Raw genomic sequence first — 26,559 nt, 5'->3', positions numbered from 1 at the left:
GCCGGTATTCAGTCTTCCATCCGCCCTTTTCCGATCTTCTCATCATAGGCTTCGCCGAAATAGTGCAGGAATACATCGAGAATACCGTTCTCATAGGGCTCATTGCGTTCGTTCCAGGCGTTGACGTAGCGGGTCCACCGCGCACCTTTTCCCGACAGGAATGCGCTCCTGCCCGATGCTTCGATCGCATCGGGTGATAATTCGTTGAGCAGGCGGAAGAGGGCGGTTTGCACCGACTGGAAAACCGCTTGTTCGTGCTGCCTAAGCTCGTCAAGCGCTTCGCTGAAACTCGTTGCTGCATCGAGATATTCATGTTTGTTCACTGCAAACAGGGCACCGAGTGCGGCCGAGGTTTCAGGGATGAATTTCAGGGGGTTGTTGCCGTTGGGTTTCAGAATCGTCTGCCTGGTGCTCCGGATCAAGGCCCGCAATTGCGACCGTGCGGTGAGAAGCTGCGTCAATCCAGGGACGATCGTGCGGAAGATTGCACCCAGCTCTTCGGCAAACTCGTCATCGTGCCGCCCAGCGAGCGTATCCGGGTCGATGCCGGCCCCACGAGCGAAATGTTCGATAAACCGCTCTCGCGAATGGGAAGGGGCCAGAGATGGCCGGGGCTTGACCGGCTTCACCGCTGGGAGAACATCGGACGTGCGGGGATGGCGTGGCTGTACCGGCGGGCTCTGTTCTGCCCCAAGCAGTATAGTGCGGTCTTCCATCACGCGCAGCGGCGCGTCGCCGCCACGGGAAAGGAAGACTGTTTCTTCCGCTGTAAGCAACGGCTCGGGCGGCCGCTGATGCTCCAGAAACACACGAAGCTGATAGGCTCCGATCTCGATGAGATCGCCAGCCGAGAGGGCACGGCGCGTGCCCCTTTGCAACTCCTCTCCATTGATCAGAAGCCCGTTCGCCGACAGATCCTCCACCCAATACCCATCCTGTTCATGGAAAATACGGCAGTGCTTGGTCGAAACAAAGCGGCTTCTGTCCGGCAAAGACCAATCCGCTTCCTCGGAGCGGCCGATGATGAAGGCGCGCTGATCCGCAGCAAATTCCGGCACCACATCATCCCCGTGCAGGGATCGGTTCTCCAATCTCAGAACAAGTCGCATTGGCTTCTCCGGCATTTCTTGTCTGGCCATAGACTATTCAAATAAAGTGTTGGATACCAAGAGTATAGCGATTTGGATGCGGAACTTTTCAATGATGGACCAGATTCGGCACAGTTGCTGTGGCACAGGCAGGAAAACACAGATCTTTAATGCGAAGGAGACATTCTGGTTTGCCGCGGTTCTCGCGGCGCCCTTGTTATGCGCGGCGCCCGACGCGGCGCACGCGGCCTTCACCGTGTGCAATCAGACTGCCGACGTTGCCAATGTTGCGATCGGCGAGCAGGTTGGGGGCGAAATGCGGACGGAGGGGTGGTGGGCCGTTGCTGCCAATCGCTGCGCGGATGTCATAAAGTCAAAGCTCTCAAACCGCTATATCTATGTTCACGCCATTGATGTTCGGGGGCGGCCGATTCTGGACGGTGCGGTTACATTATGTGTCGATACGAAAAAATTCCAGATTACCGGTAAAGATGCTTGCTGGCAGCGCAATCATTTGCGAGGCGTATTCAAGGAAGTGGATACCCAGTCATCGGACAACTGGACGCTGTTTCTGACCGACCGGCACTGACTAACCGAACAACAGACAAAATTGGTCGAATGCCCTTCAACCCAAGAGCTGCTAACAAGCGAAAGACATGACCGTTCCAACGCACAGCAAAATCCACGCAGCGGAGCCAGCAGGATGGTTTGTTTCCCATGCGATGACCCATACCGGACGTGTGCGGCCGGTCAATGAGGACCGTTTCCTCGCCAAGCCGCAGAACGGGGTATGGCTTGTTGCGGATGGCATGGGCGGCCATTCCCACGGCGACGTTGCCGCATCGATGATTGCGCAGGCGGCCGGACGGGTCGGCCATCACGCAGTGCATGAGGCAAAGCTTCAGGATTTCCGCGAACAAATTTTTACCGTCAATCAGGATATCCGCAATCTGACGCAGGAACATGGATTGGGCGTCATGGGGTCGACACTGGTGGCCCTGCTGGTCACTGGTCAGCAATTTTCCGTTGTATGGTCAGGCGACAGCCGGCTTTACCTTAATCGCGGCAACCGCATGACACAGCTCTCACGCGATCATACGCAAGTTCAGCAGATGCTTGACAACGGTACACTTGATCCGGAGGGTGCTGCCAGTTTCAAAGGCAAGAACATTATCCTGCATGCCATCGGGGTTCGGGAGACACCCCATCTGGACCTCATCAGCAGCGAGCTGAGAGACGGAGATACATTCATCCTGTGCAGCGATGGCCTTACGGCCCACCTTTCGGCGTTGGAGATTCAGGACATTGTGCTGTCGCAGGCACCTGAAGCGGCATGCCGTTCACTGATTGATGGCGCGCTCGAACGGGGAGGGAGCGACAACGTTACGGTCGTCGTCGTCAACTATCGTATAACCACAGTCCTTGATGGGCGGTCATGATGCGCGAACAACTCCAATCCGGAAGCATCAAGCCTGGAACACGCCTGAACGACATCTATGAAGTAACTGCACTTCTCGCCGTGGGCGGCATGTCCGAGGTCTATAAAGGGCACAATATTCAAACACTCGACGAGGTGGCGATCAAAGTCATCCTGCCGCATCTTGCCAGTGATGAACAGGTCATTGCGCTTTTCAAGCAGGAAGCCTCCATTCTCAACTCTTTGGGACATGATGCGATTGTCCGCTATCACGTCTTCTCGGTCGACCGCTTGTCCAATACCGCCTATCTGACGATGGAACTCGTGGAAGGACCATCCCTCTACGAGCGTATAAAGGACCGTCCGCTCAGTCTGGCCGAAGCGGCCAAACTCATCAGCCGGATGACCTCAGGTCTCAAAGTGGCCCACGAACGGGGTGTCATTCATCGCGATATTTCCTGCGACAACATCATTTTGTCGGGGGGCAATGTTGAGGGCGCCAAACTCATTGACTTTGGCATTGCGCGGCTCGGCATCGGCGGCGACCGCACGCTCCTTGCCGGAAGCTTTGCCGGAAAGTACAACTATGTCTCGCCAGAGCAGCTCGGATTGTTCGGCGGTGACGTTCATGAGCCAAGTGACATCTACAGTTTGGGGCTGGTCTTTGCTGCCGCGCTGCGCGGGATACCGATCGATATGAGCGGTACGCATGCCGATGTGGTCAGAAAACGTCAATCGGTTCCGGATCTTGCGACGATCCATCCAGCCGCACGATCCATCATCCAGCGCATGTTGCAACCGAATCCGGCGCTCAGACCCAAAAAGGAGGAGATCATCGATGCCCTGCGCCCGATGATCCCTGTTACAAAAGATTCGCCCGCGCGCCGCGCACCTATGCCGGCAGTTGCGCGAGACGGGCGCGGGCAGAGTGCACTGCGCCCGTCCAGTGCAAAGGGTACTTCCGGAAAATGGCTGGCTCTTGCCTGCCTGTTGCTCGCCCTGGGTGGGGCAGGTTGGTATGGATACAACCATCAAGAGCAAATCAGGGCCTACCTGACCGCGCAAAACACGTCCAGACCAGTGCCGGCAGCAGGCAAATCGGAATTCAAGCTGGAAGCCGGTGAAAATGGAACAAAGCCAAAGGCAGAACAGATCATTCCCCCGCTGCAGCCGGATGCCGGGACCGGAGCCGAGACGGTAAAGCCGGCGCGGCCCCCCGCCGTGGAACCGCCGCCAGAGACAAAGATGACAGGTGAGGAAAAGCCGGGCATGCCGCTTGCCGATGCCGGGCCAAAGCCGGATGTCCTGGCATCCGGGGAGCAGAAGCAAGAGGCGCCTGTGCCGGGCGGCAATGGTCTGCCGCAAGCCCCGGTGACGGAAGCTGAATGGATAAGGCAGTTTGCGGGCGGCCCCTGCTTTTTTGCCCACGGTGCAACTGCGGTGCAGCAGACGATCAATATTGAGGGTTTCGCGCGGGGCGTGGGCCCATTCATCGAGATGGAACGTGCTTTCATCAGCAAATTCGGCTACGAGCCGACAATCAATGTCCGCCAGATAGCGGAAGCACAGTGTGATGCCGTGGCCTTTATGGCCGCTGTCCCAGTGAACGCAGGCAAGGCGGCTTTCACGCTCAAGCACGAGGTGTTGGGTTCGGCAGACCCGCTGCTTGCCACCCTCGACGGCATAGAACGCAGCAACGTCCGGGTGCTTCTTGTCCGGCCCGATGGCACTGTTGAGACAATCAATCCGTCGGAACGACAGGGCGACAAAACAACCTTCAATCTCAAGCTTGCCCCGCCGCCAAAGAACCTGTCAGTCCCCTATATTTTCATCGCTATCCAGTCCGATGACAAACTCGATGTGACCGCAGGTAAGGAGGCGTTCAAAGGCCTGGCGGAGAAACTGCAAAGCGATCCTGGAAGGCCGCTTGTGACCGTCAAATATTTCCGCCAGCAGGGGTAGGGCTGCATCAGACGATTTTATCGGGGTCGAATACCGCGTCGTCGCTGTCTTTGACGGCCGGAGCCTGCCTGACCCATAAATCCCACCCGAGGCGGCCAACGGGTGATCCGCCCTGCAGACGGGCCTCCGGAATATCCTCCTTGGCCAGAATGAGCTGTATCTCAAAGGAGAGCGAGGGACCGCAGTAAAGGCGCACCAATTCGCGCAGCTCTGCAAATTTCTTGCCCGCCGGCATGAGTGACAGATATTGGCCATATCGCAGCGGGCCGATTGCAATCCGGATGGCACTTCGGCGATCGGCATAGGATGACCCGGCGATGGCCGTGATTCCCAGCAAGGCGTTTTCCTGCCTGTCGCGTCCCAGGCGCGTCTGTTCCGCCGGATCGACTGGCAGCCAGCGCTTCTGAAATTGATGGACGGCGACCTCATAGCCGAGAAATTCGGACAGCATGAGTTTCAGATTGATAGCGGTGCGTCGCTGGTTGGCGAAAAAACCAGAAAAATACAGCGGTACTTCAGGTTCAATCCTCAGCCCCTCGACCAACTTTGGCGCCGCAAGCCCGAGCAGCGCATAAATGCTCCGGGTAATCTTGTTATTCGGACCGATACCAAAGAGCTGGATCAAGCTGGACAGCCGGTATTTTCGCGTGCTGGCAAAGAACAGTTGGCGCAGTTCCCCCGCAAATATTTCCAGAAAGTCAAAATAGCTGGAACTGCGTCTGCGTTTCTCGTCGAGCGCCCGGTCGGTATAGACAGATGGCAATGCCGCTACCGGTCCGATCAGCCCGATATAATTTGCGTGAATATGGACATTCCCGCCGCGATTCTCGGTGCCCGAGAGCGCTGTAGCCGCGTGACTGTGGGTGGCATGGGATGTCAGCGTAACGGCGGATGCAGCTTGCTCTCCACCCAATTCGAGCAGCAGATGTGCCGCATGGGGATCAAACAGATGTGGCTCGGCTTTCAACCGGTCAAGAAGGGATACCGGCCGAACATCGGTCACAACAGCACCTCATCGGCCGTGCGCGGTGGAAAGCGCACCACAGGCAATGCGAGGCCGGTGAGCCGCACTGTAAGGCGGGCAAATGTATTGATGGAGGCGTAGAGCCCAAAAAAATGCGACAGGACCGAGCCGAAAAGATAGGCAACGCCGCGATCTATCAAGGCATCATTGAACTCGATCGTCACGTCGACGCCGCTTGCAATGCTCCCATCGCTCAATCGGGCTGTCGCCTTCTGGCTTGTCACTGAGGATATTGCTTCAATCAGCGAGCGCATTTCCGGCGCTTGTCTGAAATCGTACAGCCGCAGCATGCTTTTCAGTATCTCCGGATCTCCGCTGGTCAGCGGAAGATGGTTGAGAGAAAGATGCGATATCAGCTTCCAATAGGACTCGCCTTGCGACTCAAATCGGTGGGTATGGGTGGGAGGCAAAAGGCAATGGATATGGCCGATCTCGGCGACTGCGGCCTGGGCCTTGAAATAAGGTTGCCCACCGCCGAAGGGCAGGAGTTCAGGCAAGCCGCGATTGATGCACAGCGTATCGACAGAAGCCACCAGATGATCTTCCGGCGCTGCCGGATTGAGATTCATATCGACAAATCGCAGCTTTGCCTTGAAAGATTTGTTGTCCTCATCAATGTCGCGCGTGTACTGCCAGTATATGCCGGCACGGCTTTCATTGCTTTGCTTCTTGCGGCCGAAGAAGGGAGGGACCTCCTTGCGCTGGCCTTTCTGATCCGAAATATCAACCCGTTCAATGGCATAAATCTCGCGGGTCGAATTGTAGCGGGCATCTGGCAGTACATCGTATTCATCGCGCATATGGTCGACAGAAATCGGTTCAGCCCGCTGCTCGAACAGATTGATGACCGGTGTGCAGTTCAGATCGAAGCTTGTTGCGCCCACTGCATTGGCAAGCGTGCTGGCTGGCGTGTCGAGATAGAAAAAGAGGTGGAACTCTTTACCCGGTATGCTGCCAAGAAATGATTTCAACCCGCTCAGCTCAAAAAACAGAAACTTCTCGGGCAGTGCAAAGAATTCAGCCAGTAACCGGAATCCCGGAAAGCTGCGCTTGGAATAGGGCAGCATCCGCCGGTCGTGGTCGAAGCTGACCGGTTTCAGCGCACCTGGCGAAAGACGCAACGCTGCCTTGTCCTCGCGATGCCGCCCGGCGGCAATGCCGATGGTGTGGTTGAACAAAAGTTCATAAAGCGCCGCTCCCGTTGCAAAGGGGGCCCTGATGAAGAAGGTCAGCCGATCAAGATCGAGATTTGCGAGCGCATCAACCGGCCCGGTCGTCGCGACACTGATCGACAGGCATGCCATGGGAGACAAATCCGGCGCCGGCGGGGCCACGTAGGGCGGCTGCGCGAGCTTGCAATCGGTAACGGCGATCGGACTGAGTCTGAGGTCCTGCGTTGTGGAAAAGCGGCAGGTGTCGCCCCTGACCGGTTCGGAATCGACAATCATCCCGCGGGAAAGACCGATCGACTCGTCCTGTTGAGGGGATGGGTCGAACTTGAGGATCGACATGGATGGGATCTGTGCCAGATAGTGCGGGTAGAGCGCCTCCAGCATTGTTTCCGTTAACTCGGGAAAATCGTCGTCGATTTTTTGCCGGATGCGTGCGGCCGTATAGGCAAACCCTTGAACAAGCCGCTCCACGTGCGGATCATCGACCGCTTCCGGCGTGAGGCGAAGCCGGCCAGCGATCTTCGGGTGCTGCTGGGCAAAACGGGCAGCGCGTTTGCGCAAGGAGCCGAGTTCGCTGTTGTACCAGTTAAGAAAGCGGTTAGCCATGATGGGCGCCGCCAATCATGAAATGCCGGGTGGCCGGATCGAGCGAGGTATCGAAGACAATCGCTTCCACGCCGTCTGGAAGCAGCATCTCCGCTTCTATGCGCAAATCGAGAACGCGGTCCTGGTTACCACGGCTTTTGCCCAGACCAACCCGCACGCGCGCCAATCGCGGATCAAACGCCGTGATGACCTTTCGAATTGCTTCGGCCAGATGCAGGCGCTGCTGGGTCGTTGCCAGCATAAGCCCATGAAATCCCGGAGTGCCAAAGCGCAGCAGGCTGGTCTGAAGCTCATCGAATTCCTTTTCGATGCTATGGGGCCATTGCTGGGCATTGAGCAGGGCTTCAATATCCCGGCGAACGTTTTCTCGCACGCGGTTGATCTGTTCGCGCGGGGTCAATGGCTGGTCAGCCGTCATATCCGGGTCGTAATCCATCAACCGGTCAAGAACGGATTCAAAGGATATCCTGCCGCTCACCGCCATGATCTAGTTCGCCGGACCGTGAAGGAATTCAATCGACGTCACGTCGAGCAGTCCGACAACATCGTCATCAACCAGCAGGCATTTCTGACCCTTGCCGGCAAACAGGCCGCCGCCCGCTTCCGTCCAGTCAGTCGTGCGTCCAAGCTTCATGGCATCACTGCCATCGCGCGTGAAATAGGTGGCAGGCATGATGATTTCCGACTGGGAGTCGTCGCGAAGTGTTAACAGCGCATGACGCCAGGTGAGATCGCGCAGGCTGCGGACAGGCTGAAACTCGATCCGGTTGATCCGGTTGAAATCGATCCACATATAGGTGCCATTCGTGTGGAGAATTTCAACGGCGTGCGGAATGCGGTCATCAAGGTCCCGAAATGAAGCTGCAGAGCGACCGTCGACTTTGACCGAACCGCCGATGACATTCTCGGGAAAGGCCGTCGCGGCCACTCCTTTGATGCCTGCATGGCCCCCCCCGATCGCCAGGGCATTCTTCATTGCCAGCTGATCGTTCGCGCTCGGCCCGTCGGGAAAAGCCGGCACTGCACCGGTTTCAAACCAGGCGGCCCGCGCGTCGGCAGCACGCAGTCGGCCGCGCAGGAGCGCCAATCCCACCATCATGTCAGGAATGGTTTTTGAAAGAATGTCGGCCTGTTTGTCAGCCCGTTCAAAGTCGCCGCTCACAATGAGAAGATCGATCAGGCGGCGGCGGGCGGCACCATCTGTTGGCCGCTGCTTAACGACCGACAAGGCTGCACTGACTGCGCCTTGCAGATCGCCGGCGTCGATGAGAGCGGAAACGCTTCCGGTTGCGTTTGTCATAGCGCTTTACCCCTGCTGGACTGGTCTGATTTGCTGTTCATATCGGCAAGAAGCTGGAAACTTGCCGTGACGTCATCGAGCTGAAAATGAGGCTGGAGCCGCATGACGCAGCCATACACTCCGGGACGGCCCGGTATTTCCCGAACGTCGACCGATGCTGACCGTAGCGGATGACGGGCCTTCACGCTGCTGTCTGCATCATCATTGCCGATGCAATACGTAAACAGCCAGCTTTCCAGCGTGTCACGCAAGCTATCGGAGGTTGCAATCTGGCCGACATTTTCACGCATGATCATTTTGAGATAATGGGCAAAGCGGCAGGCGCAAAGCACATATTGCAGCATGGAGGCAATGCGTGCGTTGCGATTGGCGATTTCCGAATCATACCGTGCCGCCTTGTGCACGGATTGATTGGAATTGAACACCAGGTGCGGTGTATAGGGCACGGTGGAAAGCGGGACAAAGCCTGCTTCACTCAGCGTTTGTTCCTGCTCCGCATTGAGCCGCTGTTCAACGGGCGGCTGGGAGGCAAAAGCATGTTTGTCCGTATGAAACGATACATAGGACAGTGAATCCACGAGCCCGCCATTGTGCTCGTCTTCCCGCACCCCCCGCAGATCCGCGAACCATCCGGACGAGGCATATTCCCTCAGAACGAGCAAGGCGAAGGCGAAGGCCGAATTGCCCCAAAGAAGGGAGCTGCCATCGGGGTCGGTTTCCTCGCGAAAGACAAAGCCGTCCCGCCGCGCGATATCATTGTTCCGGTAAGGCGGACGAACCAGAATCCGCGGCAGCGTCAATCCGAGAAACCGCGTGTCGGACGCCTGGCGCAACCTGTTCCAACGGGCTGCCCGCTGCGGCTTGAGCAGAAATGAAAGATCCGGCAGGCGATCGAGATCGGCAAAGGTTTCAAGATCAAGGAGCGATGGGCCCGCAGCGCAAATGAACGGAGAAAAGGCCGCCGCCGCAACGCTCGATATGCCCTCGACAATGGCTATGTCGTCCGTGCCCGTTGCGGGATTGATACCTGCGGTAATCGTATAATCTCCGATCAGGAGGCCATAGGGCTGACCGCCGGGCATATCGAACTCCTGCGAATAGATCAGTTCGAACAGCCGGCTCTGGTCAAAATCCGCAGCCCGTTCGATATCGCGGGCGATCTCTTTCCACTTGGCGGAGAAAACGCGAATTTGCACGGGGCTTGTGCCCGTTGGCAGTTGGATCAGCTGAAGCAGATTGCGCCACAGCGCTTCCAGCCGTTGAAAATCCGCATGGTGTATGATGCGGTTGACCTGCAGCGTCAGAGTTTGGTCAATGGCATCAATCAGCCGGTCAATCTGCAAGCGAATGACAGATGTTGCCGCCATATCCGGCGCAGCGGCATCGGAAGATGATTGACGGATCGCATATCGTTCTAAATCCGGTGTCAGACGCTCGGATATCACGAAATCATCACTCCTGCATTCTTCCGGTGAACATGCGGGCAGAAAGACCGCCTGTGCGCCAACGGAGGGGAACACGAGTGCTCCTGTTTCCGTCTGCGCAAGGCGGCCGATTCAATCAACACTACTGTTTCCCGGCGCGCATACGGGCGCCGGGATATCGTTCAATTTCTTGCCTTGGGGATGCGTGCAACCATGCGCAATGACGTTGTCAGTTCTTCCATCTGCAACCATGGGCGCAGCCATGCAATTGCTTCGTAGGAACCAGGACTGCCCGCAACAGCCTTGACTTCGACACGGGCGTCACGCAGCGGATAGGCCGCACGATTTTCCGGTCCGGCATCGTCATTGGCATTCACATAGTTGTTGATCCAGCGGTTGAGCCAGGCCTGGCAATCTTCCGCCTCCATGAAGGAACCGATCTTGTCGCGGCCGATCACTTTCAGATAATGCGCAAACCGGGACGTTGCCATCATGTAAGGCAGGCGTGCTGAAATCGCGGCATTCTCCGTTGCTTCCGGGCGGTCGTATTTCTCCGGCCTGTGTGTTGTCTGCGCGCCGAAGAACACGGCATAGTCGGTGTTCTTGTAATGGCACAGGGGCAGGAAGCCCAGTTTTCCAAGCTCGGCATCGCGGCGGTCGGTAATGCCGATTTCTGTCGGGCATTTGGTATCCGTATCACCGTCATCGCTCTGGAACACATGAACGGGCAGGGATTCGACCTTGCCGCCATTTTCCGCGCCGCGAATGGCGGTGCACCAGCCATTCTTGGCAAATGCATCCGTCAGGCGCGAGCCGAGGATATAGGAGGCGTTCGACCAGCAGTAACTGCCGTGATCCATTGCGTTGTCGCCGAACTTGATGGCTTCGTTGAAATCGAATTCATCAATGGTCAATGTTGCCGGACCGTAGGGCATGCGTGTGAGAACGCGCGGCATCGTCAGGGTAACGAAGCGAGAATCGCTGCTTTCGCGGAACGACCGCCACTTGATGTATTCCTTGGTCTGGAAAATCTTCTCCAGATCCCGCGGCTTGGACAATTCGGTGAAGTCATCGAAGCCGAAAAGTGTGGGTCCGGCCGCCGCGATGAACGGAGCAAAGGCCGCCGCAGCAACCGAACTCATGTTCTGCAGGGTTTCAATGTCTTCAAACGAATTGCCGAACTCATAGTCGCCGATGAGCGCACCGAACGGCTCGCCGCCGGCAATGCCGAATTCGCTTTCATAGATGGTCTTGAATATCTTGCTCTGATCGAACTCGACCGCCTTTGACAGGTCGCGCGACAGGTCGCGCTTGCTGGCGTTCAGGACGCGAATCTTGAGATTTGCACTGGTTTCGCTGTTGTAGACGAGATAGCGCAAACCCCGCCAACTGCCCTCGAGCTTGCGAAAGTCCTCATTGTGCATGATCTCGGCGACCTGCGTCGACAGCAGTTCGTCGATCTTTTTGATCGCATTGTTGATCGTGACCGAAAGATTGCGGTTGTAGGAAACCGTCCCCTTCAAAGCTTCGCTCGTCAGGGTGCGCAGCAACTGCTCCGTGCGGTCTGCGGACGTCTGCTTGGTTGCGGAGATCGCTTCGTCAAGGAGGCTCTCCGTTACAACGGTCGTGGTCCCTTGCGATGCACTCTTGGAGGTCGCCATTTATTTCGTCCCTTTTTCGCTGTCAGGTTTACGCTCGTCAAGCTCTGCAGCAAGTTTCTTCAGGTCCGCCTGGTTCTGCAGAATGCGTTCAAGCAGTACTTCCAGATTTTCCGAACGGTCGGCCTTGGTCAGAAGATCGCGCAACTGGTTGCGGGCATCCAGCAGGGACTTGAGAGCAGGCACCTGCTCGACGATGGAACCGGGCTCGAAATCTTCAAGTTTTTCAAATTTGAGCGAAACCGGCATCTCGCGGCCTTTGCCTTCAATGGTGTTTTCCACGCGGATATTCAGCCCCGGTGTCATGCGGCGCATGACGTCGTCGAAGTTGTCGCGGTCGATCTGAACGAACTTGCGCTCGCCGAATGGCTTGAGCGGCTCCGATGGATTACCGGAAAAATCGCCGAGAACACCAACAACGAATGGCAGTTCCTTTTCGACAACGGCACCTTCGGTTTCAACTTCGTATTTGATGTGTACCCTCGGCTTGCGGACTCTTTCGAGTTTGTCGTGAACGCTGGCCAATTGATGCCTCCTGCCTATGTGTGCTTCTTGAGAAGTGGGGGGATTATTGCAAACCATTTCGAGTTAGCAACTAATTTCTCAACCAATGGATGTAGTCTATACTGTCACGGCTCACCCGATCAGTTTCCTTCCCGCCGTTGATTGGCGTCTATTCCTGCGCGCAAGAGTACATCGCGACGCAGATCATCCTGGGGGATAAGTTCTTCCAGAAGGCGCAAAAAGTCCATCCGGCCCCGGCGAACAAGTGTTTCCAGAGCGAGCGGAATGGCTGAATTCGGTTCGCTCATGCGAAAAAAAGCGGCAATCTGCAAGAGCTGATCAAATGCCTGTTCGCGGTTTTGGATGGCGCCGGCAGCCATCGGCGCCTGCAACGGAACGCCGGGATTGACGGGCTGTTCGCCATGGGCGCTCGCTGCGACCGGAACCACGCTTGGCAGTGTCTGCGTGATGAGCTTTTCCATTTCGTTGTAAGCCCCGCTGATGGAGTCGAGAACCGACTGTATCCTGGAAACGGAAAAAGCGCCGATACTGCTGCCGCTCTCCTGCGTCAGAAACGCATCTATGGAAGCCAGCGCTGCCTGCGAGCGCAGTGCATCGTTCTTGGCGCGGCTGAAGCCGTGGACATCGACATGTTCGAGTGCATCGCGAAACTCTCCCCATTGCGGACCGGAAAGATCACGGAACGCCTGATCATATGCCCAAAGGCTGAAGCGGCCATAACTCTCGTTGGGAAGGAGAGAAACAAGCCGCAGGGGCCGCACCAGCGTGCCGTCATCCTGGCTGCCGTTGAGACCGGTCAGGGGCGCGAGTTTATCCGATATGTCTTCATCGTCGATTGAATGGATCTGACCGAAATGGTCCTTGATGATCTTGTCGAAGGCGCCGAGTACTTCCGCCACCGCGCTGATCCCTTCCACGCGGACGGCCGCCTCCAGAAGCCATGAGAACAGTTCTATGTCCTTGGTATGAAGGGAGAGTGCCTCGAAGCAGAGATCATGGACGTTACGCCATTGACTCGAGGGTTTGTGCACAAAGGGTGCCGCATTGCGCACGTTGCGTTCATCGTCCTGACTGACAATGGCCGGATTCTCGCTTGTCCGGTCTTCGGAACGTGCCGTTGAGCGCGCATCCCGGATGGCTTGATAGGCGAAAACCAGTGTGCCGTCCGTTCTCAGGTTCACCCCGCAAGGTTTGTCACCCGCAAACGCTATACCGAGAATTTCATAGTTATTCATGCGCAAACCCAAATACACAAACTCCGTATCGCCGTTTTGGACCTTAAAAGAAGAATATGTCAAACGGAACATTGGCAAATGACCGCTGTCACGGCGGTTTGGCAAGATTCATCATGCCGTCCATGAAGATCATGTTCGCGTGATATCGTACTGTCATATTTTATGGGGCACTGTTGTTTCATTGTCGGCCTTTTCAATGCTGGTGCTTTGGCGATTGATTTCCTGCCATGGATATTTCTATTGTGCTGTGATGAAAGCGGGAGCAGGGTTGTAATTCATGCCAAAACTGGATCTGAGGCGGCTGGTTCAAAAGCTTGACGGCGATGTGGTCGTTGGACTGGAAGAGGCGGTTGCCATTGCCGTCAGGAATAATCATTCCCATGTCGAGATCGAGCATTGGCTTCTTGGCTTGAATGATAAGAGCGAGCGCTTTGGTCCGATTGTTCAGCGCAGCGGCGGTGATCCGGCGGCGTTGGAATCGGAGGCTTACCGGGCATTGGAGCGCTATCCGCGCGACAATACGGCAGCCCCCGCGATTTCGACGGGAATCATTGATGTCATTCGCGAAGCATGGATTGCGGTGTCATTGCAAAGCGGCCGAACCAGTATCGGAATCCTTGATCTTCTTCACACATTGCTGTCCGACAGCACATTGCGTGCCACGACGATCAGTTCGTTGCCATCGGCGCGGGATATCCGGCTGGGCGAACTGGAACGCCAGATGGAAGAACGCGGAGCGGAGGTGCCAGTGACGCCAACGGCACAGGCCGCACCGCTGCGCAACGGCAGCGAAGAGTTTCTGTCCGCGTTTACCATTGATCTGACCGAACAGGCGCGCAACGGCGAAATCGATGCGGTGGTCGGCCGCGAGGCTGAGCTGCGCCAGTTGATCGATATTCTCGTTCGCCGCAGACAGAACAATCCCATCCTTGTCGGCGAAGCAGGCGTGGGAAAGACCGCAATCGTCGAGGCATTTGCCCTTGAGATCATTGCCGGCAATGTGCCGGAAATGCTGCGTGACATCCGCTTGCTGACGCTTGACCTTGGCCTCCTGCAGGCAGGGGCCGGCGTCAAAGGCGAGTTCGAACGGCGGCTGAAAGGCGTTATCGATGATGTGAAGTCGTCCCCCGTTCCGGTGATACTCTTTATCGATGAGGCGCATAGTCTGGTCGGCGCCGGCGGCCAGGCGGGGCAGGGGGATGCCGCCAATTTGCTCAAGCCGGCGCTGGCACGCGGCGAGCTTCGTACGGTCGCGGCAACCACCTGGGCGGAATACAAGAAATATTTCGAACGCGATGCGGCACTGACCCGCCGGTTTCAGGTTGTCAAGGTGGACGAACCGGATGAAGAAACAGCCGTGCGCATGGTCCGCAGCCTTGTGCCAGCCCTTGAAAAACACCATCAGGTCAAGATTCGCGACGAGGCTGTAAGGGCCGCCGTTTCATTGTCGATGCGCTATATCCAGGGGCGGCAGCTGCCGGACAAGGCGGTCAGTCTGATTGATACGGCATCGGCAGCGGTGTCTATCTCCCGTGCCACCGTTCCGGCGCAAATCGAAGATGCCAATCGTGCCATTGATCTGCTCAATCTTGAACGGCAGCGATTGGAATTGGAGCCTGAAACAACGGCCGGCCGGGAGCGTTTGGTCGAGATCGGGGCCCAACTGAGCACATTACAGGCCACGGCCAGGACATTCACCGCGCGGTTGGAACAGGAGAAGTCTCTCGTCAAGGCGGCCGACGCGATTGAAAATACGATTGACGAGCCGGGAAGCAGGCCGAAACTCGGATTGCTGGAGAAGGAACTGCGCCTGCTGCAGGGCGAGTCTCCGCTGATTCACCGCGTGGTCGACCGCGAAACCGTTGCTGCTGTTGCTGCCCGCTGGACCGGCATTCCCGTCGGCCGTCTGGTGCGCAGTCTCGTTGAAGCTGTACAGACACTGGAAGCGCGTCTTCAGGAACGGGTTGTCGGACAGGATCAGGCAATTGCGCTTATTTCGGACGCCATGATCACGGCACGCGCCAATCTCGGTGATGACCGGCGCCCGCCCGGCGTCTTCCTCATGGTGGGAACCTCTGGCGTCGGCAAAACCGAAACCGCTTTGGCATTGGCCTCGACGCTGTATGGCGGAGACCAGAATCTGACGATCATCAACATGTCGGAGTTCAAAGAAGAGCATAAGGTTTCGCTGCTTCTCGGCTCTCCCCCGGGATATGTCGGATATGGCGAGGGTGGAATACTGACCGAAGCGGTGCGCAAGCGGCCCTATGGCGTGTTGCTGCTTGATGAAATCGACAAGGCGCATCCGGGTGTTCAGGATATTTTCTATCAGGTCTTCGACAAGGGGATGCTGAAGGACGGCGAGGGCCGGGACATCGATTTCAAGAACACAACTATCCTGATGACCGCCAATACCGGCACAAATACGCTCACCGCGCTTGCTGCTGATCCCGACACCATGCCTGAAGGACAGGCTCTGGTCGATATGCTGCAGCCGGAGTTGCTCGGGCAGTTCAAGCCGGCATTTCTGGGCCGCGTGACGATTGTTCCTTATAAGCCACTTGACGACAAGGTCTTGGGTCTCATCGTCAAGCTGCAGCTCGACAAGGTCGGCAGGCGCCTGCGTGATGTGTACAAAGCCGATCTTGCCGTTTCGGCAAGGGTTGCCCAGGCGCTGATTGCCCGCTCCAAAGCTGTGGAAACCGGCGCAAGAGCGATCGAATCGACCATATCGCGCGAGTTGCTGCCAAAACTTTCACGCAATATATTGCAATTGACACTGGAGAATTTACATCCGGAAGTTGTACGTGTAGATACAGATGATGCCGGGGGGCTTCTTGTTTCTGTCGAACCGGTAAAGCTATTGCAGGATCCACCTGAACATCCGTCACAAAACGATGCTAAGGGGTGAATATGTTGTCCATATTTTACTTGGGCAATTTCAAAGAGAGGGTATATCCCGCCAGTCCTACTGACCAAGGAGCTAGACAATGCCGATTTACTTGCAGATTGATGGAATTCAGGGCGATGCGACGCAGGAGACGCACAAGCGCTGGATGGACATTGAAGCCATTCATTGGAATGTGGGGCGTAAGATGAGCACGTCCGCCGGTTCAGCCGCCAACCGCGAAGCCTCCGAACCCACGATCAGTGAAGTTGTCCTGACGAAGGTGAGCGATTCCTCCTCAACGAAATTGTTTCAGGAAGCCGTGTCGGGCAGCTCCGGCAAGCTTGCAACCATTCATCTGGTCACCACCGGCAATCCCGGCCAGACCTATATCGAATACAAGCTGACCAACACGTTGATTGCCAATTATTCGGTTGATTCCAACGGCGACCGTCCGATCGAGACGCTGCGCCTGAACTTCACCAAGATGGAAGTGAAGTACACGCCTTACGATGCCAATCAGAGCCCGCAGTCGCCCATGATTGCATCCTACGATCTCGCCACAACGCGCGCGGCGTAAGGGCAGGCATGAGAAAGCGGAGTGGGCCTTTGTGCCCGCTTCGCTCTACGTCGGTCGGCCCCGATGACTCTGTACCGAATATAAGCGTGTGTGATGGAGTTGCGTAATGGTCAGCGCTTGAAATCGACCATTGGTTAATTTAGTCTGAACTCAACTTGCTATTCCCAAAGGGGTTACATCATGCGCCAGCTTTTTACTGTTCCTGCGGCCATTTTGATTGGCGCGGCTTCGCCGGCAATGGCTGGGCCAGCGTATAAGTCGGAAGATATTGTCAAGCATTTCGTCAATACGGCAGATCTTGGCAAAGCACGTGCCATCTGCGTCGGGACAGATCAGGAATGTGCGAAGAAGGTTGTAAATCCTGCTGCCTCGCCGCTCAACATGAAGGTGACATTCGAGTTGAACTCGGATCGCTTGACCGAAGAAGCCAGGCAGACGCTCGGCGAATTCGCCAAGGCTCTGAATGACCAGCGTCTGCAGATTGCGACGTTCCAGGTCGAAGGCCATACGGATGCCACGGGCACGGACGCATATAATGATACATTGTCCATGCGCCGCGCACGGTCCGTCTCGGCCTATCTCAGCGAACTTGGCGTATCTCCGGAGCGTCTGAAGGCAGAAGGCTTCGGCAAGCGCCATCCAAGTGTAAGCGATCCCTTCTCGCCGGAAAATCGCCGCGTTGAAACCCGGTTGGTGCTGCCGCAAGGTTAGTATTTCTGCGGATGTGACACGCAAGGCGAACGATTGTGCCGGCGCATATGGCGGAACATTGTCGAATCTGACGGCGGCGGCAGGGATAGGCTGGCGCCCGCCCAATTTTTATTGTGGCTCCGAATAGCTTTTGCCGCAGTCTCTCAAGTTCTGAAGTTCAAGGCTGCTGCTGTGAAAGAAGAGGGACTTTGATTATGAATATTATTTCGGATGCCGGCTATATTCAGGCCACCCGCATTTTGCGCATTCAAAGCCCTCTTGGACCAGATGTCTTGCTTCCTGAGCGGTTTGAAGCAAATGAAGAAATTTCGGGGCTTTTCGAGATCGCCCTTACGGTCAAATCGAAGAAGACGGATCTTAAGGCAAATGACATTGTCGGGAAGACGCTGGACATTGAGCTTGAAACCGGCGAGGGGCAGTATCGTCCGTGGAATGGCCTGGTCACCGAGCTCATGGAAGGGCCTCCCGTAACCCGCGGCCTTCGCGCGTATCGCATGGTACTGCGCCCGCAGCTCTGGTTGCTGTCGCAGCGTTCCGATTGCCGCATCTGGCTCGACAAAACCTCAATCGACGTTTTGCAGATGCTTTTGTCCGAGCATGGAATCAAGGCTGCGGTGACTGGCGGCGTGATCAATCCGCCAAAGCCGCAACATTATTCGGTTCAATGGAACGAAACGGATTTGGCCTTTCTCACCCGCCGTCTCGAAGAGGATGGCATTTTCTACTGGTTTGAGCACGTCGCGGGCGCACACACATTGCATGTGGCCACCCACACATTCGGCTATACTGAAGGTCCCGAAACCAATGTTCGCTATGCAGCGGGTTCAACCGACCGCAACCACATTGGCGGGCTGGAAAAGCGTTATGTTTTCACCCCTGGAAAGCGCACGGGAGCAGACTGGAATTTTGAAACGCCCAAAATTGTGCCGAAGGCAACGAGCCCATCCCTGGTCTCGCTGCCGAAAAGTGGCGAGTACGAACTTTATGAGTATCCAGCGCGCGCGTTGAACGTTGCCGACAATGAAGCGGCATCTCAACGGCGCATGCAGGCGGTCGAAGCCGATCATGAACGGGTTGAAGGCCATTCCACCGTGCGGACCCTGGCGGCCGGCCGCCGGTTCAAACCCTATGATGTTGCCCATCCCGATCAGGCTCATGAAGAGTTTGTGGTTACAAGGATTGTGCATACGGCAATCGATCCAACCTATGAAACAAATGACGGAGCTGCCGACTATTCCAATAGTTTTCATGCCTTGCCCAGCCGCGTGCCGGCAACGCCGCATCGCTCCACACCACGGCCGCGCATTGATGGCACACATATCGGCCTTATAGCGGGACCGCCTGGAGAGGAAATCCATGTCGATCAATATGGCCGTGTGAAGCTGTGGTTTCCTTGGGACCGTCGCGCGCAAAAAGATGGCTCCGACACGAAATGGGTCGAGGTTGTTCAAAGTTGGGGAGGCGGGACATGGGGAGCGCGCGTCAATCCACGTATCGGGATGCAGGCTATTTGCAGCCATGAAAATGGTGACCCTGACCGGCCTTATGTCATTGGCCTGGTAGCCAATGCCGACAACAAAGTTCCTTACAATCTGCCGGCTCACAAGACAAAATCCAGTTTCAGGACCAATACCCACAAAGGCAATGGCTTTAATGAAATGTCATTTGAGGATGACAATGGGCAGGAAAACTTTTTTCTGCACGCGCAGAAGGATATGACGAGCAAAGTACTCAACAATCAAATACACCGTGTAGACGCCAATGCCATGCACTCAACTGGTGCCAATCACCAGCTTGAAGTTGGCGCCAATATGAACCAGCAGGTCGGCGGCGGCATGAATCTCGTGGTCGGCGCGGTCGGCGGTGCGGCGGCCTCACTGCTTGGCGGGGGACTTTCGGGACTAATGGCGCAGAGTTCAGGATTGCTCTCTCAAGCCATGGGCATCGCAATGCAGGCAGTCCAAAGTGCGGGCGGGTCCGCAGCATCAAAGGCGGCAGGCGCAGCCCAGGCGGTAATGGGCGCTGCAGGGGTTCAAAATGCGTCACAGGGTTCCGAAGAAGCTCAACGAATGGGCGGTGTAGCGGAACAAGCCGGCAGTTATGGTGCCAGCTTGGGTGCAAGCACCCTTGCGGCCATTCCCACTGGCTTTGATGATGCGCGAGGCGGTGTCAACGGTGCCAAGGCGCCCGGTCTGCGAGCAGAAGGCGGCAAGTCAATGGCCGGCGCGGGGAGCAAAATCGCCGAGTCGCTTGCCGGGCTCATTGGCAGTGGTGTACGGAACACGACTATTGGCCAGATGGATAATATCAACATCGGTGCCGTGTCGACCGAGCAGGTTGGGGCGGTGAAGATTACGACTGTCGGCCAGGTTGCAATGGAAAAGGTGGGACATACCAAGAAGCTGACCGTGGGAGAGGAATATACGATTGAGGTCGGCAAAAGCCTCATCGTGATGAAAAAGGACGGCACCATCATTATCAAGGGAGTGAAGTTTCATTTCGAGGCAGATGGCCCATATCAGATGATCGGAGGGGTCATTGATAGCAACTGAATTGAGCGCCGGCCAATGCCACTCAATGCCGGAAAAACACATGCTGCCAATTGGGGCACCTGATGTCTGTTGCAATTAGGAACTTTACGCCGTTTGCCAATATGCGATTTTCCAATACGGATAGTCGAGGTCATGAATTCGGTGTTTTCATGGTCAAAGCGACGTTTGACATCGGTGAAACGGGGCAATGCGTTCTTTCGCAGGAACAGGACCCATTCAACTTCACCGATCTGTGCTACGAAGACGTCAATATATCTTCGTTGTATCATCCTTCGGACTTTGTTTCGTACAAACCGGCGACGGACATCATCGTCAATGCAATCGCCCATGCGCCGGAAGGCAAGGCAGCGCCATCTTGGCTTGTGGGCGTGCGTGTCGCTGACAACGGCGGTGTGCGGGCGGAAAAGATCATCCGGGTCACCGGGCCGCGGGTTTGGGTCCCCGAATGGAAGCAGCATTTAAATGATGACGAGAAAGCGGACTGGCGCAAACATGACACCTTGTTCAAGGGCTGGCAATTAAGCGAGCCGGAACCCATCGTGGCGCTGCCCATTCGCTACGAGTATGCCTATGGCGGTACGATATTCACCGGCAATGACGAAGATGGAAAACCGGTTCTGGATGCGTGGCACCACAATCCGCTTGGCCGGGGTTGGATCGACAAAAATCTGACTGATTTCACGCTACCCCAATCTGCTCCGCAGTTGGAGAATCCACAGGAACCGGTTAGCGATCCCTACAGGAGTTATGCAGTCGAAGGCTTGGGCGCAATACCGCCTGCGTGGCTGCCGCGCCGGACGTTTGGGGGAACCTACGACCAGGCTTGGCTTGACAACATCTGGCCTCGATGGCCCGAAGACTACGATTTTTCTTACAATAACTCGGCCGCGGCTGGGCTTGTTGTCCCCGGAGAGCACATACAGACGCCGTGCACCATCGAACTGGCGGGTCTTCGTCCGGAAACGCGTTTGTTTCAGCTGAGCATCCCGGACCACTGTCCGTGTATTGCACTTGAACACGTGGATGGTACCACAGAATATTACAAGCCGGCGCTCGATACGGTTTTTCTCGATGTTCTTGCGGACGATCTCTTAGACTGCCGGTTGATGATAACGTGGCGATTGGTATTTCACGAGCCGACAACGGCGGGCCTCATCCTGTCAGCCTCCGATTCACTTGAGAAGGAATGGTTCGCGCGCCATCCAGATGTATTGCGTTCAGCGCCAAAACCGGATGAATGTGCAGTTCCGTGTGATCTCATGGCTGAAGAGGAAGTAAGTGTATGACTGTTCCAGTCTCCGCCCGGAAGGATGGCGCCAACTTTGTCTATTCGATCAGTCCGGACGTCTGCCTGACACCCGTAGGGTCAGGCATGGTTCCGGTGGGCTATAATACGATCGCCTTTTTCGACACAGTCGTGCGGACAGCAACGACCGTTCGCAACAACAGCAACGAAGATTTTGTGGTCAACACCAGACCCAGTGTTTGCATTGGACACGAGCCGGGTACCGGCAAGGGCGTCAAGATTGCCGGATATAAAAGCCATGCTGTGATCAAGCAGGGTGCAAGCGCCGTTTTCACGGAGGGGTGGGCGGCCGTACGTGACGGTGACCCTGCCGAGATCAACCGCCCTGGTCCAGGGCGTGTCGAGACGCCCAGGTCAAAATCAAGTGTTGGCATTGACCACGTATGATGAGCCCATTGCGACCGTTGATTTTGTATGGAGTGAATGATGCCCGATGGCGGTGAGACGCAAATTGCCTGGCGAATGGGCAAACAGGTCTATGTCACGACGCGCGATGGCGAATCCACCGGCGAAGAGGTGGGGAATGCCAAGGCGCGTGTGCGGGTGGATGCGGTTGCCGGACAGGAAGATGCCGACCACGCCAAGCTCCGGCAGGAGCAGATCGGCAGGCTTAACGAGATGATTGAGGGCGCAAAAAATGCGCCTGACTCTGCCTTTGAGCCAACCTGGGCTGGCGATGGCCCGCCGCCAATGGAAGGGCCTAACCGCCAAGAAACCATCGCCATGTATGAGCGGGAAAAGGCCGCACTCGAGGCTGGCAGGCCAGTTTATACGCTTGGCGACAATATCAAGAATGTGGCCATGGCTCCCGTGCGGATGGTCGAGGGACTCTTTGGACTCGGAAAGGAACTCGTCGTCAACAATGCCAAGCAAACCTATGGCGGGATAACCTACATCAAGGGCGTTGTGACCGGTGACGACAAGGTGCGCGACGAAGGTGCCGAAATGGCAAAGTCCGGCATAGCCGGTAATTTGGAAGTCGGAAAAGCCATTGTGTCCTCTCCCGTGACCATGGTTGTCGGCATGGCAAAGCAGGCAAGCGTCGGAGATTGGGGCACCGGTGTCGGTGATACGGCCCTGCTGTTCGCGCCGGTCCCAAAACTGGGAAGAGCCGGAACGGGCATCGCAAAGGTTGGGGAGGAAGCTGGTCCCTTGGTGAAGAGCGCCGAACAGGCGACGGCAGAGGCGCTGGCAAAACGGGCTGCGGCAGAGGAGGCCGCCGCCAAAGCTGCGCGTGAAACAGAAGCTGCAAAAAAGACATTGACGGAAGAGGAAAACGTCAAGCCAAAGAAAGACCCGGAGGAAAATCCGGCAAAGAACTGCATTACCTGCACGTCGCAGCCCGTGGCTTTTGCCACGGGGGCGAAAGTTCTGCACACACCGGAATTCCACATGGGCTGGACCATTGCTCTCGCCCTCTACCGCAATTACTCCTCGGATCTCGGTGTGGACGGTCCACTGGGGCGCAACCGCACCGGTCCGCTGGATGAAACAATCGAGCGCCTTGCGGATGGAACTCTGCTCTACCGCATGGCATCCAGTCTTGAGGCCATTTTCGCGACGCCGACACCGATTCCAGGCTATTTCAGCCGGAATGTAAAATACTCGCATCTCGGACTGGCGGCGGACGCACGGCGCCGGCTGATCCTCAAGGATCGGGGCTTGCGCAAGACATTTCGCAAGTTTCCAGACGGCCTTTGGCGGTTGGAGTATATAAAGGACCGCAACGGCAATACCGTTGCCTTCGAACGCGATGCTGCAGGCCATCTGGAGCGGCTCGTGCATCCTGATGGTCTGTCGCTGCATTTTTTCAATGACGCATCCGGCCGCCGGCAGGCAATCGATGTTGTTGCTTGTGATGGATCGCGCAAAGCTCTGCTTTCCTATGCCTACGACGCTGATGGCAATATGGTGTCGGCCGCCAACCAGTATGGACCGTCGCACATCTATACCTATGATGCCAAAGGCCGGATGACCGGTTGTTCGGATGGTGCCAAACTCGACAGCACATATGTCTATGATGAGAACGACCGGGTCATCGCAGTCAACACGCGCGACAGTACATTCCGGTATCGGATGGCCTATGAAGCGGAGAAGAACAGAACGACCTATATCCCGGTAAACCGCCCGGACGCCACCACAACCGTTCATTACAATGATGACCGGAGAACCACCGCCGAAACGGATGGGCTTGGACATACACGTTATTTCGAATATGGTCCAAACGGGGAAAAAACAGCCGAAATTGATGCTGAAGGCAACCGGACCTCTTACCGCTACGATGACAACGGCAATGTCGCGGCAATTACCGACGCCGAGGGACGAGAGACGCTCTATTATTGGAGCAGTGACGGTGATCTTCAGATCATGTTCGACGCCGAAAGCAATCGCTGGCTTTATGAGCATGATGACAAGGGCAATCTGGTTTCGACGCAGAATCCTCTGGGATTCCGGACCGATATTGTCAACGACGCCGCCGGTCAACCGACCGGCATTATGCGGCACGACGGTCTGATCGAGCAGCGGGATTACGACGAATATCACCGCTTGATCGGTGTTCGCAGCTTTTCCGGCGAGAAAACAGTCTTCGAGCGCGACGCATTTGGGCGCGTCACGTCCATCGTCGATCCCGCCGGCGGTGCTACCCTTTTTGCCTACGCCGATCAGAGGGGTGGCGATTTCTGGGAAGCCGTTACCACCGCCAGACCTGATGGCGTGGTTACGTCCCGCTCTTTCGATGCGGATCAAGCCGTGGTCCGAGCGACCGACGGTGAGGGGCGTACCACAACCTATCGTTTCGGTGAATTTGATTTGCTGCAGGAACTGGAGGATCCCAAGGGTGGATTGCTGCGCTTCAAATATGATCACTTCGGCAAACTCATCAATGTTGAGAACCAGAACGGATTGCACTGGACATTCCAACGTGATGCTGCCGGTCGCGTTGTCAGCGAAACAGATTTTGACGGACTGACGATCAGCCATGTCTACGACGCGGCAGATCGCTTTGTTGAGACACGATACGCCGATGGTGCGCACTTAAAATTTTCTTACGACAAAACGGGTGCTTTGACGCGCGAAGAGGCCTTTGCACCGGATTCAACGGCACCGCAAGATATCACCCGCTATTGGTATGATGGCCGCGGCTTGGTTGTCAGGGCAGAAAATGCGTCGGCTCTCATCGAATTTGAACGTGATAAGCTTGGGGCAATTGTCGCAGAAACTGCGAACGGACGCCGGGCCGGGAATGTTTATGATTGTTGCGGCAACCGGGTTGAACGCGCCATTGGCGAAAGGCTTGTAAAGTCGATCTACGACCCGCTGGGTGCTATCAAGAGTCTTGTTATTGCTGACCATGCACCTCTTGCCTTTTCCCGTGACCGCCTGGGTCAGGAAACGCGGCGCGAGAGCGCTGCGGGTTTTCGTTTGGTGCAGAGCTATGATCTGGCCGGGCAATTATTGCTGCAATCCGCAGGACGTGCCATCAACGGGGGGGGCGGGATCGCTGGTACGCGGGCCACTGGGGCTGTTGATCCAAGGCATGTCGCTCCGGTGACGGAGCGTTCATATCAATGGAACAAAGTATTCGCGCCACTGGCCATCCATGATCAATTGTTTGGCGCGACCGTCTATGATTACGACGGCAACGGTCAGGTCACGGCAGCCCGCACTGATGAGCTATCGAGTTCGGATCAAGACGGAAGCCGCACACTAACCACAGAGCGATTTCAGTATGACGCGGCGCTTAACATTGTCGGTGTCGCGTCGGGTTTCGGTTCGCGTTTCGGGCGTTCGACCCGGCGTCCGGAAGATGGCTTTTCAACCGTGCTTTCCACCCCGGGCGGACGGATCAAAGTATCGCGCGGACCGCAAAACGAAAAGATATTTCTGACTCATGATGAGCGCGGGCGCGTTGTCAAACGGCGTGTTGAGCGCGCTGGCTTTCGCCCAAAAGCCTGGGCCTATGGCTGGGACGCCAAGGATCGCATGATTTCATGCGTGACGCCCGAGGGTGAAACCTGGGTCTATGCCTACGATCCGTTTGGACGGCGGTTGTGGAAAGTGCGAACATTCACTGAGGCAGAGAAGCAGCATTATGCCAGGCTTTTCCCCGATGTCATCCGAACTGCTTCCGATGCAGATCGTGAATCCTATTACCTGGAAGAAGCAAAACTGAGAGGCTTGCGCGTTCAAGAAGCGCGGCCGCCGATAATCGGGGTGCATTATTTCTGGGATGGCAATGTGTTGGCTGAACAAGCCCCATTCCGGCTTGATGGCACTGTTGACTGGGATGGCGCCATAGGCTGGCACTTTGAGCCTGACAGTTTCCGCCCGCTGGCCAAAGAAAATCCAGACGGCAGTCTTCTTTATATCGTTACCGACCATCTTGGCACGCCGCGGGAAATGTTCGACGAAGCCGGCAAACTGCAATGGGCCGCAAGTTACAATGTGTGGGGTAAAGTCAAGTCGCTGAAAACGCCGCTCACATCCGGCAATGCGGCGGTGTCGATGGATGCAATGGAGTCCGGCTTGGAGGGTGACGTCGCTGTTCTGGCTTGTCCTTTTCGTTTTCAGGGACAGTATGAAGATGCCGAGACCGGACTCTACTTTAACCATTTTCGCTATTACGACCCATTGGCCGGACAATATATCTCGCCAGATCCAATTGGATTGGCTGGAGGTACCAGACGACATGGTTATGTTGAACGGCCAACCATTTTTGTTGATCCCTTTGGCCTGGATCCACATGAAGCCAGGATATCCGTCTATGATTCCAAGGGCGACTTGAGATATACGGAAGCGCTCAAGAGCGGAGGCACCAATCCGGGACGTACGTTGTCATGGCCCGAGCAAATTATGACGCATACGGAATCAGCTAGTATATTTAATGAAAGGATTCAGCCTGGAGACCGGGTAATATATACGGAAGCTAGGTTGCCGCCATGCTTTGGTTGTAGAGGGAACATGAACGATGCCGCTGTCAACAAGAATATTAGCATCGAATATAATTGGGTGGATAAAAACGGCGTGGCTCATCAATGGAAAACCGACCCTCAAAAAGCAGCAAAGGCGTTGGCAAAGCGCGAACGACGCAATCAGAAGCAATGTTGTTAA

At 56.2% G+C, this 26,559-nt stretch carries 19 protein-coding genes; 10 read left to right on the top strand and 9 right to left on the bottom strand.

Translation table 11 applies throughout. From position 1 onward, the window contains the following. Positions 1–8: 8 nt before the first annotated feature. Positions 9–1,109, bottom strand: a complete 1,101-nt coding sequence (gene tagH, locus C5750_RS23960) for a type VI secretion system-associated FHA domain protein TagH (RefSeq protein ID WP_158531362.1) — start codon at positions 1,107–1,109, stop codon at positions 9–11. A 91-nt stretch (positions 1,110–1,200) separates the two neighbouring features. Between tagH and C5750_RS23955 the strand changes: the two genes are divergently transcribed. The 3 genes from C5750_RS23955 (at position 1,201) to C5750_RS23945 (ending at position 4,467) form a co-directional block, all read left to right on the top strand. Next, positions 1,201–1,677: a DUF1036 domain-containing protein gene (locus tag C5750_RS23955; protein WP_245421234.1), complete on the top strand. Its 477-nt coding sequence runs from the start codon at positions 1,201–1,203 to the stop codon at positions 1,675–1,677. A gap of 67 nt (positions 1,678–1,744) precedes the next feature. Further along, positions 1,745–2,527 (top strand): PP2C family protein-serine/threonine phosphatase, encoded by a 783-nt coding sequence (locus tag C5750_RS23950; RefSeq protein ID WP_105737540.1) that lies wholly within the window; start codon positions 1,745–1,747, stop codon positions 2,525–2,527. Further along, positions 2,524–4,467, top strand: coding sequence for a serine/threonine-protein kinase (locus C5750_RS23945; protein ID WP_105737539.1), 1,944 nt, complete (start codon positions 2,524–2,526; stop codon positions 4,465–4,467). Before C5750_RS23950 ends, C5750_RS23945 begins: the two co-directional genes overlap by 4 nt. Before the next feature lie 7 nt (positions 4,468–4,474). On the opposite strand, the gene tssG is transcribed toward C5750_RS23945, so the two are convergent. The 8 genes from tssG to C5750_RS23905 all read right to left on the bottom strand — a co-directional run bounded on the left by tssG (position 4,475) and on the right by C5750_RS23905 (position 13,411). Next, complete coding sequence (gene tssG, locus C5750_RS23940; protein WP_158531363.1) at positions 4,475–5,434, bottom strand: type VI secretion system baseplate subunit TssG; 960 nt, start codon at positions 5,432–5,434, stop codon at positions 4,475–4,477. A gap of 32 nt (positions 5,435–5,466) precedes the next feature. Further along, entirely contained in the window at positions 5,467–7,269 is a 1,803-nt protein-coding gene (tssF, locus tag C5750_RS23935; RefSeq protein ID WP_130272852.1) for a type VI secretion system baseplate subunit TssF, read from the bottom strand. Beyond that, entirely contained in the window at positions 7,262–7,753 is a 492-nt protein-coding gene (gene tssE / locus C5750_RS23930) for a type VI secretion system baseplate subunit TssE (RefSeq protein ID WP_105737532.1), read from the bottom strand. The genes tssF and tssE overlap by 8 nt, the downstream gene beginning before the upstream one ends. 3 nt (positions 7,754–7,756) lie before the next feature. Next, complete coding sequence (locus C5750_RS23925) at positions 7,757–8,569, bottom strand: type VI secretion system accessory protein TagJ (protein ID WP_105737530.1); 813 nt, start codon at positions 8,567–8,569, stop codon at positions 7,757–7,759. After that, positions 8,566–10,014, bottom strand: a complete 1,449-nt coding sequence (gene tssC / locus C5750_RS23920; RefSeq protein WP_245421233.1) for a type VI secretion system contractile sheath large subunit — start codon at positions 10,012–10,014, stop codon at positions 8,566–8,568. Before tssC (C5750_RS23920) ends, C5750_RS23925 begins: the two co-directional genes overlap by 4 nt. Positions 10,015–10,175: 161 nt before the next feature. After that, the gene (gene tssC / locus C5750_RS23915) at positions 10,176–11,654 is read right to left on the bottom strand and encodes a type VI secretion system contractile sheath large subunit (protein WP_105737526.1); all 1,479 of its coding nucleotides are present in this window, start codon (positions 11,652–11,654) and stop codon (positions 10,176–10,178) included. Continuing rightward, entirely contained in the window at positions 11,655–12,176 is a 522-nt protein-coding gene (gene tssB / locus C5750_RS23910; RefSeq protein WP_105737524.1) for a type VI secretion system contractile sheath small subunit, read from the bottom strand. It lies immediately after the preceding gene. A gap of 119 nt (positions 12,177–12,295) precedes the next feature. Next, positions 12,296–13,411: a type VI secretion system protein TssA gene (locus C5750_RS23905; RefSeq protein WP_158531364.1), complete on the bottom strand. Its 1,116-nt coding sequence runs from the start codon at positions 13,409–13,411 to the stop codon at positions 12,296–12,298. 277 nt (positions 13,412–13,688) lie between these two features. On the opposite strand from C5750_RS23905, the gene tssH reads away from it, so the two are divergent. The 7 genes from tssH to C5750_RS23870 all read left to right on the top strand — a co-directional run bounded on the left by tssH (position 13,689) and on the right by C5750_RS23870 (position 26,559). Then, positions 13,689–16,322 (top strand): type VI secretion system ATPase TssH, encoded by a 2,634-nt coding sequence (tssH, locus tag C5750_RS23900; protein ID WP_105737520.1) that lies wholly within the window; start codon positions 13,689–13,691, stop codon positions 16,320–16,322. A gap of 79 nt (positions 16,323–16,401) precedes the next feature. After that, entirely contained in the window at positions 16,402–16,878 is a 477-nt protein-coding gene (locus C5750_RS23895; protein ID WP_105737518.1) for an Hcp family type VI secretion system effector, read from the top strand. A gap of 180 nt (positions 16,879–17,058) precedes the next feature. After that, positions 17,059–17,589: an OmpA family protein gene (locus C5750_RS23890; RefSeq protein WP_105737516.1), complete on the top strand. Its 531-nt coding sequence runs from the start codon at positions 17,059–17,061 to the stop codon at positions 17,587–17,589. 194 nt (positions 17,590–17,783) lie between these two features. Continuing rightward, positions 17,784–20,141: a type VI secretion system Vgr family protein gene (locus C5750_RS23885; RefSeq protein WP_105737514.1), complete on the top strand. Its 2,358-nt coding sequence runs from the start codon at positions 17,784–17,786 to the stop codon at positions 20,139–20,141. A gap of 62 nt (positions 20,142–20,203) precedes the next feature. Further along, positions 20,204–21,427, top strand: coding sequence for a DUF2169 family type VI secretion system accessory protein (locus C5750_RS23880; RefSeq protein WP_105737512.1), 1,224 nt, complete (start codon positions 20,204–20,206; stop codon positions 21,425–21,427). Next, positions 21,424–21,834 carry a PAAR-like domain-containing protein gene (locus C5750_RS23875; protein ID WP_105737510.1) on the top strand — a complete coding sequence of 137 codons (411 nt, stop codon included), beginning with the start codon at positions 21,424–21,426 and terminating at the stop codon, positions 21,832–21,834. Before C5750_RS23880 ends, C5750_RS23875 begins: the two co-directional genes overlap by 4 nt. Before the next feature lie 39 nt (positions 21,835–21,873). Continuing rightward, the gene (locus C5750_RS23870) at positions 21,874–26,559 is read left to right on the top strand and encodes an RHS repeat-associated core domain-containing protein (protein ID WP_158531349.1); all 4,686 of its coding nucleotides are present in this window, start codon (positions 21,874–21,876) and stop codon (positions 26,557–26,559) included.

Origin of the sequence: Phyllobacterium myrsinacearum (genome assembly GCF_002980555.1) — a bacterium.
GTDB classification, from domain to species: Bacteria; Pseudomonadota; Alphaproteobacteria; order Rhizobiales; family Rhizobiaceae; genus Phyllobacterium; species Phyllobacterium myrsinacearum.
This window is presented reverse-complemented; position numbering and strand designations above follow the sequence as displayed.

Bases quoted from the DNA above. Each gene is read 5' to 3' on its own strand.
- C5750_RS23880 (WP_105737512.1), top strand. From the start codon at position 20,204: ATGTCTGTTGCAATTAGGAACTTTACGCCGTTTGCCAATATGCGATTT.
- tssH (WP_105737520.1), top strand. From the start codon at position 13,689: ATGCCAAAACTGGATCTGAGGCGGCTGGTTCAAAAGCTTGACGGCGAT.
- tssF (WP_130272852.1), bottom strand. From the start codon at position 7,269: ATGGCTAACCGCTTTCTTAACTGGTACAACAGCGAACTCGGCTCCTTG.
- C5750_RS23950 (WP_105737540.1), top strand. From the start codon at position 1,745: ATGACCGTTCCAACGCACAGCAAAATCCACGCAGCGGAGCCAGCAGGA.
- C5750_RS23955 (WP_245421234.1), top strand. From the start codon at position 1,201: ATGATGGACCAGATTCGGCACAGTTGCTGTGGCACAGGCAGGAAAACA.
- tagH (WP_158531362.1), bottom strand. From the start codon at position 1,109: ATGCGACTTGTTCTGAGATTGGAGAACCGATCCCTGCACGGGGATGAT.
- C5750_RS23905 (WP_158531364.1), bottom strand. From the start codon at position 13,411: ATGAATAACTATGAAATTCTCGGTATAGCGTTTGCGGGTGACAAACCT.
- C5750_RS23870 (WP_158531349.1), top strand. From the start codon at position 21,874: ATGCCCGATGGCGGTGAGACGCAAATTGCCTGGCGAATGGGCAAACAG.
- C5750_RS23925 (WP_105737530.1), bottom strand. From the start codon at position 8,569: ATGACAAACGCAACCGGAAGCGTTTCCGCTCTCATCGACGCCGGCGAT.
- tssC (WP_105737526.1), bottom strand. From the start codon at position 11,654: ATGGCGACCTCCAAGAGTGCATCGCAAGGGACCACGACCGTTGTAACG.
- C5750_RS23895 (WP_105737518.1), top strand. From the start codon at position 16,402: ATGCCGATTTACTTGCAGATTGATGGAATTCAGGGCGATGCGACGCAG.
- C5750_RS23885 (WP_105737514.1), top strand. From the start codon at position 17,784: ATGAATATTATTTCGGATGCCGGCTATATTCAGGCCACCCGCATTTTG.
- C5750_RS23890 (WP_105737516.1), top strand. From the start codon at position 17,059: ATGCGCCAGCTTTTTACTGTTCCTGCGGCCATTTTGATTGGCGCGGCT.
- tssE (WP_105737532.1), bottom strand. From the start codon at position 7,753: ATGGCGGTGAGCGGCAGGATATCCTTTGAATCCGTTCTTGACCGGTTG.
- C5750_RS23875 (WP_105737510.1), top strand. From the start codon at position 21,424: ATGACTGTTCCAGTCTCCGCCCGGAAGGATGGCGCCAACTTTGTCTAT.
- C5750_RS23945 (WP_105737539.1), top strand. From the start codon at position 2,524: ATGATGCGCGAACAACTCCAATCCGGAAGCATCAAGCCTGGAACACGC.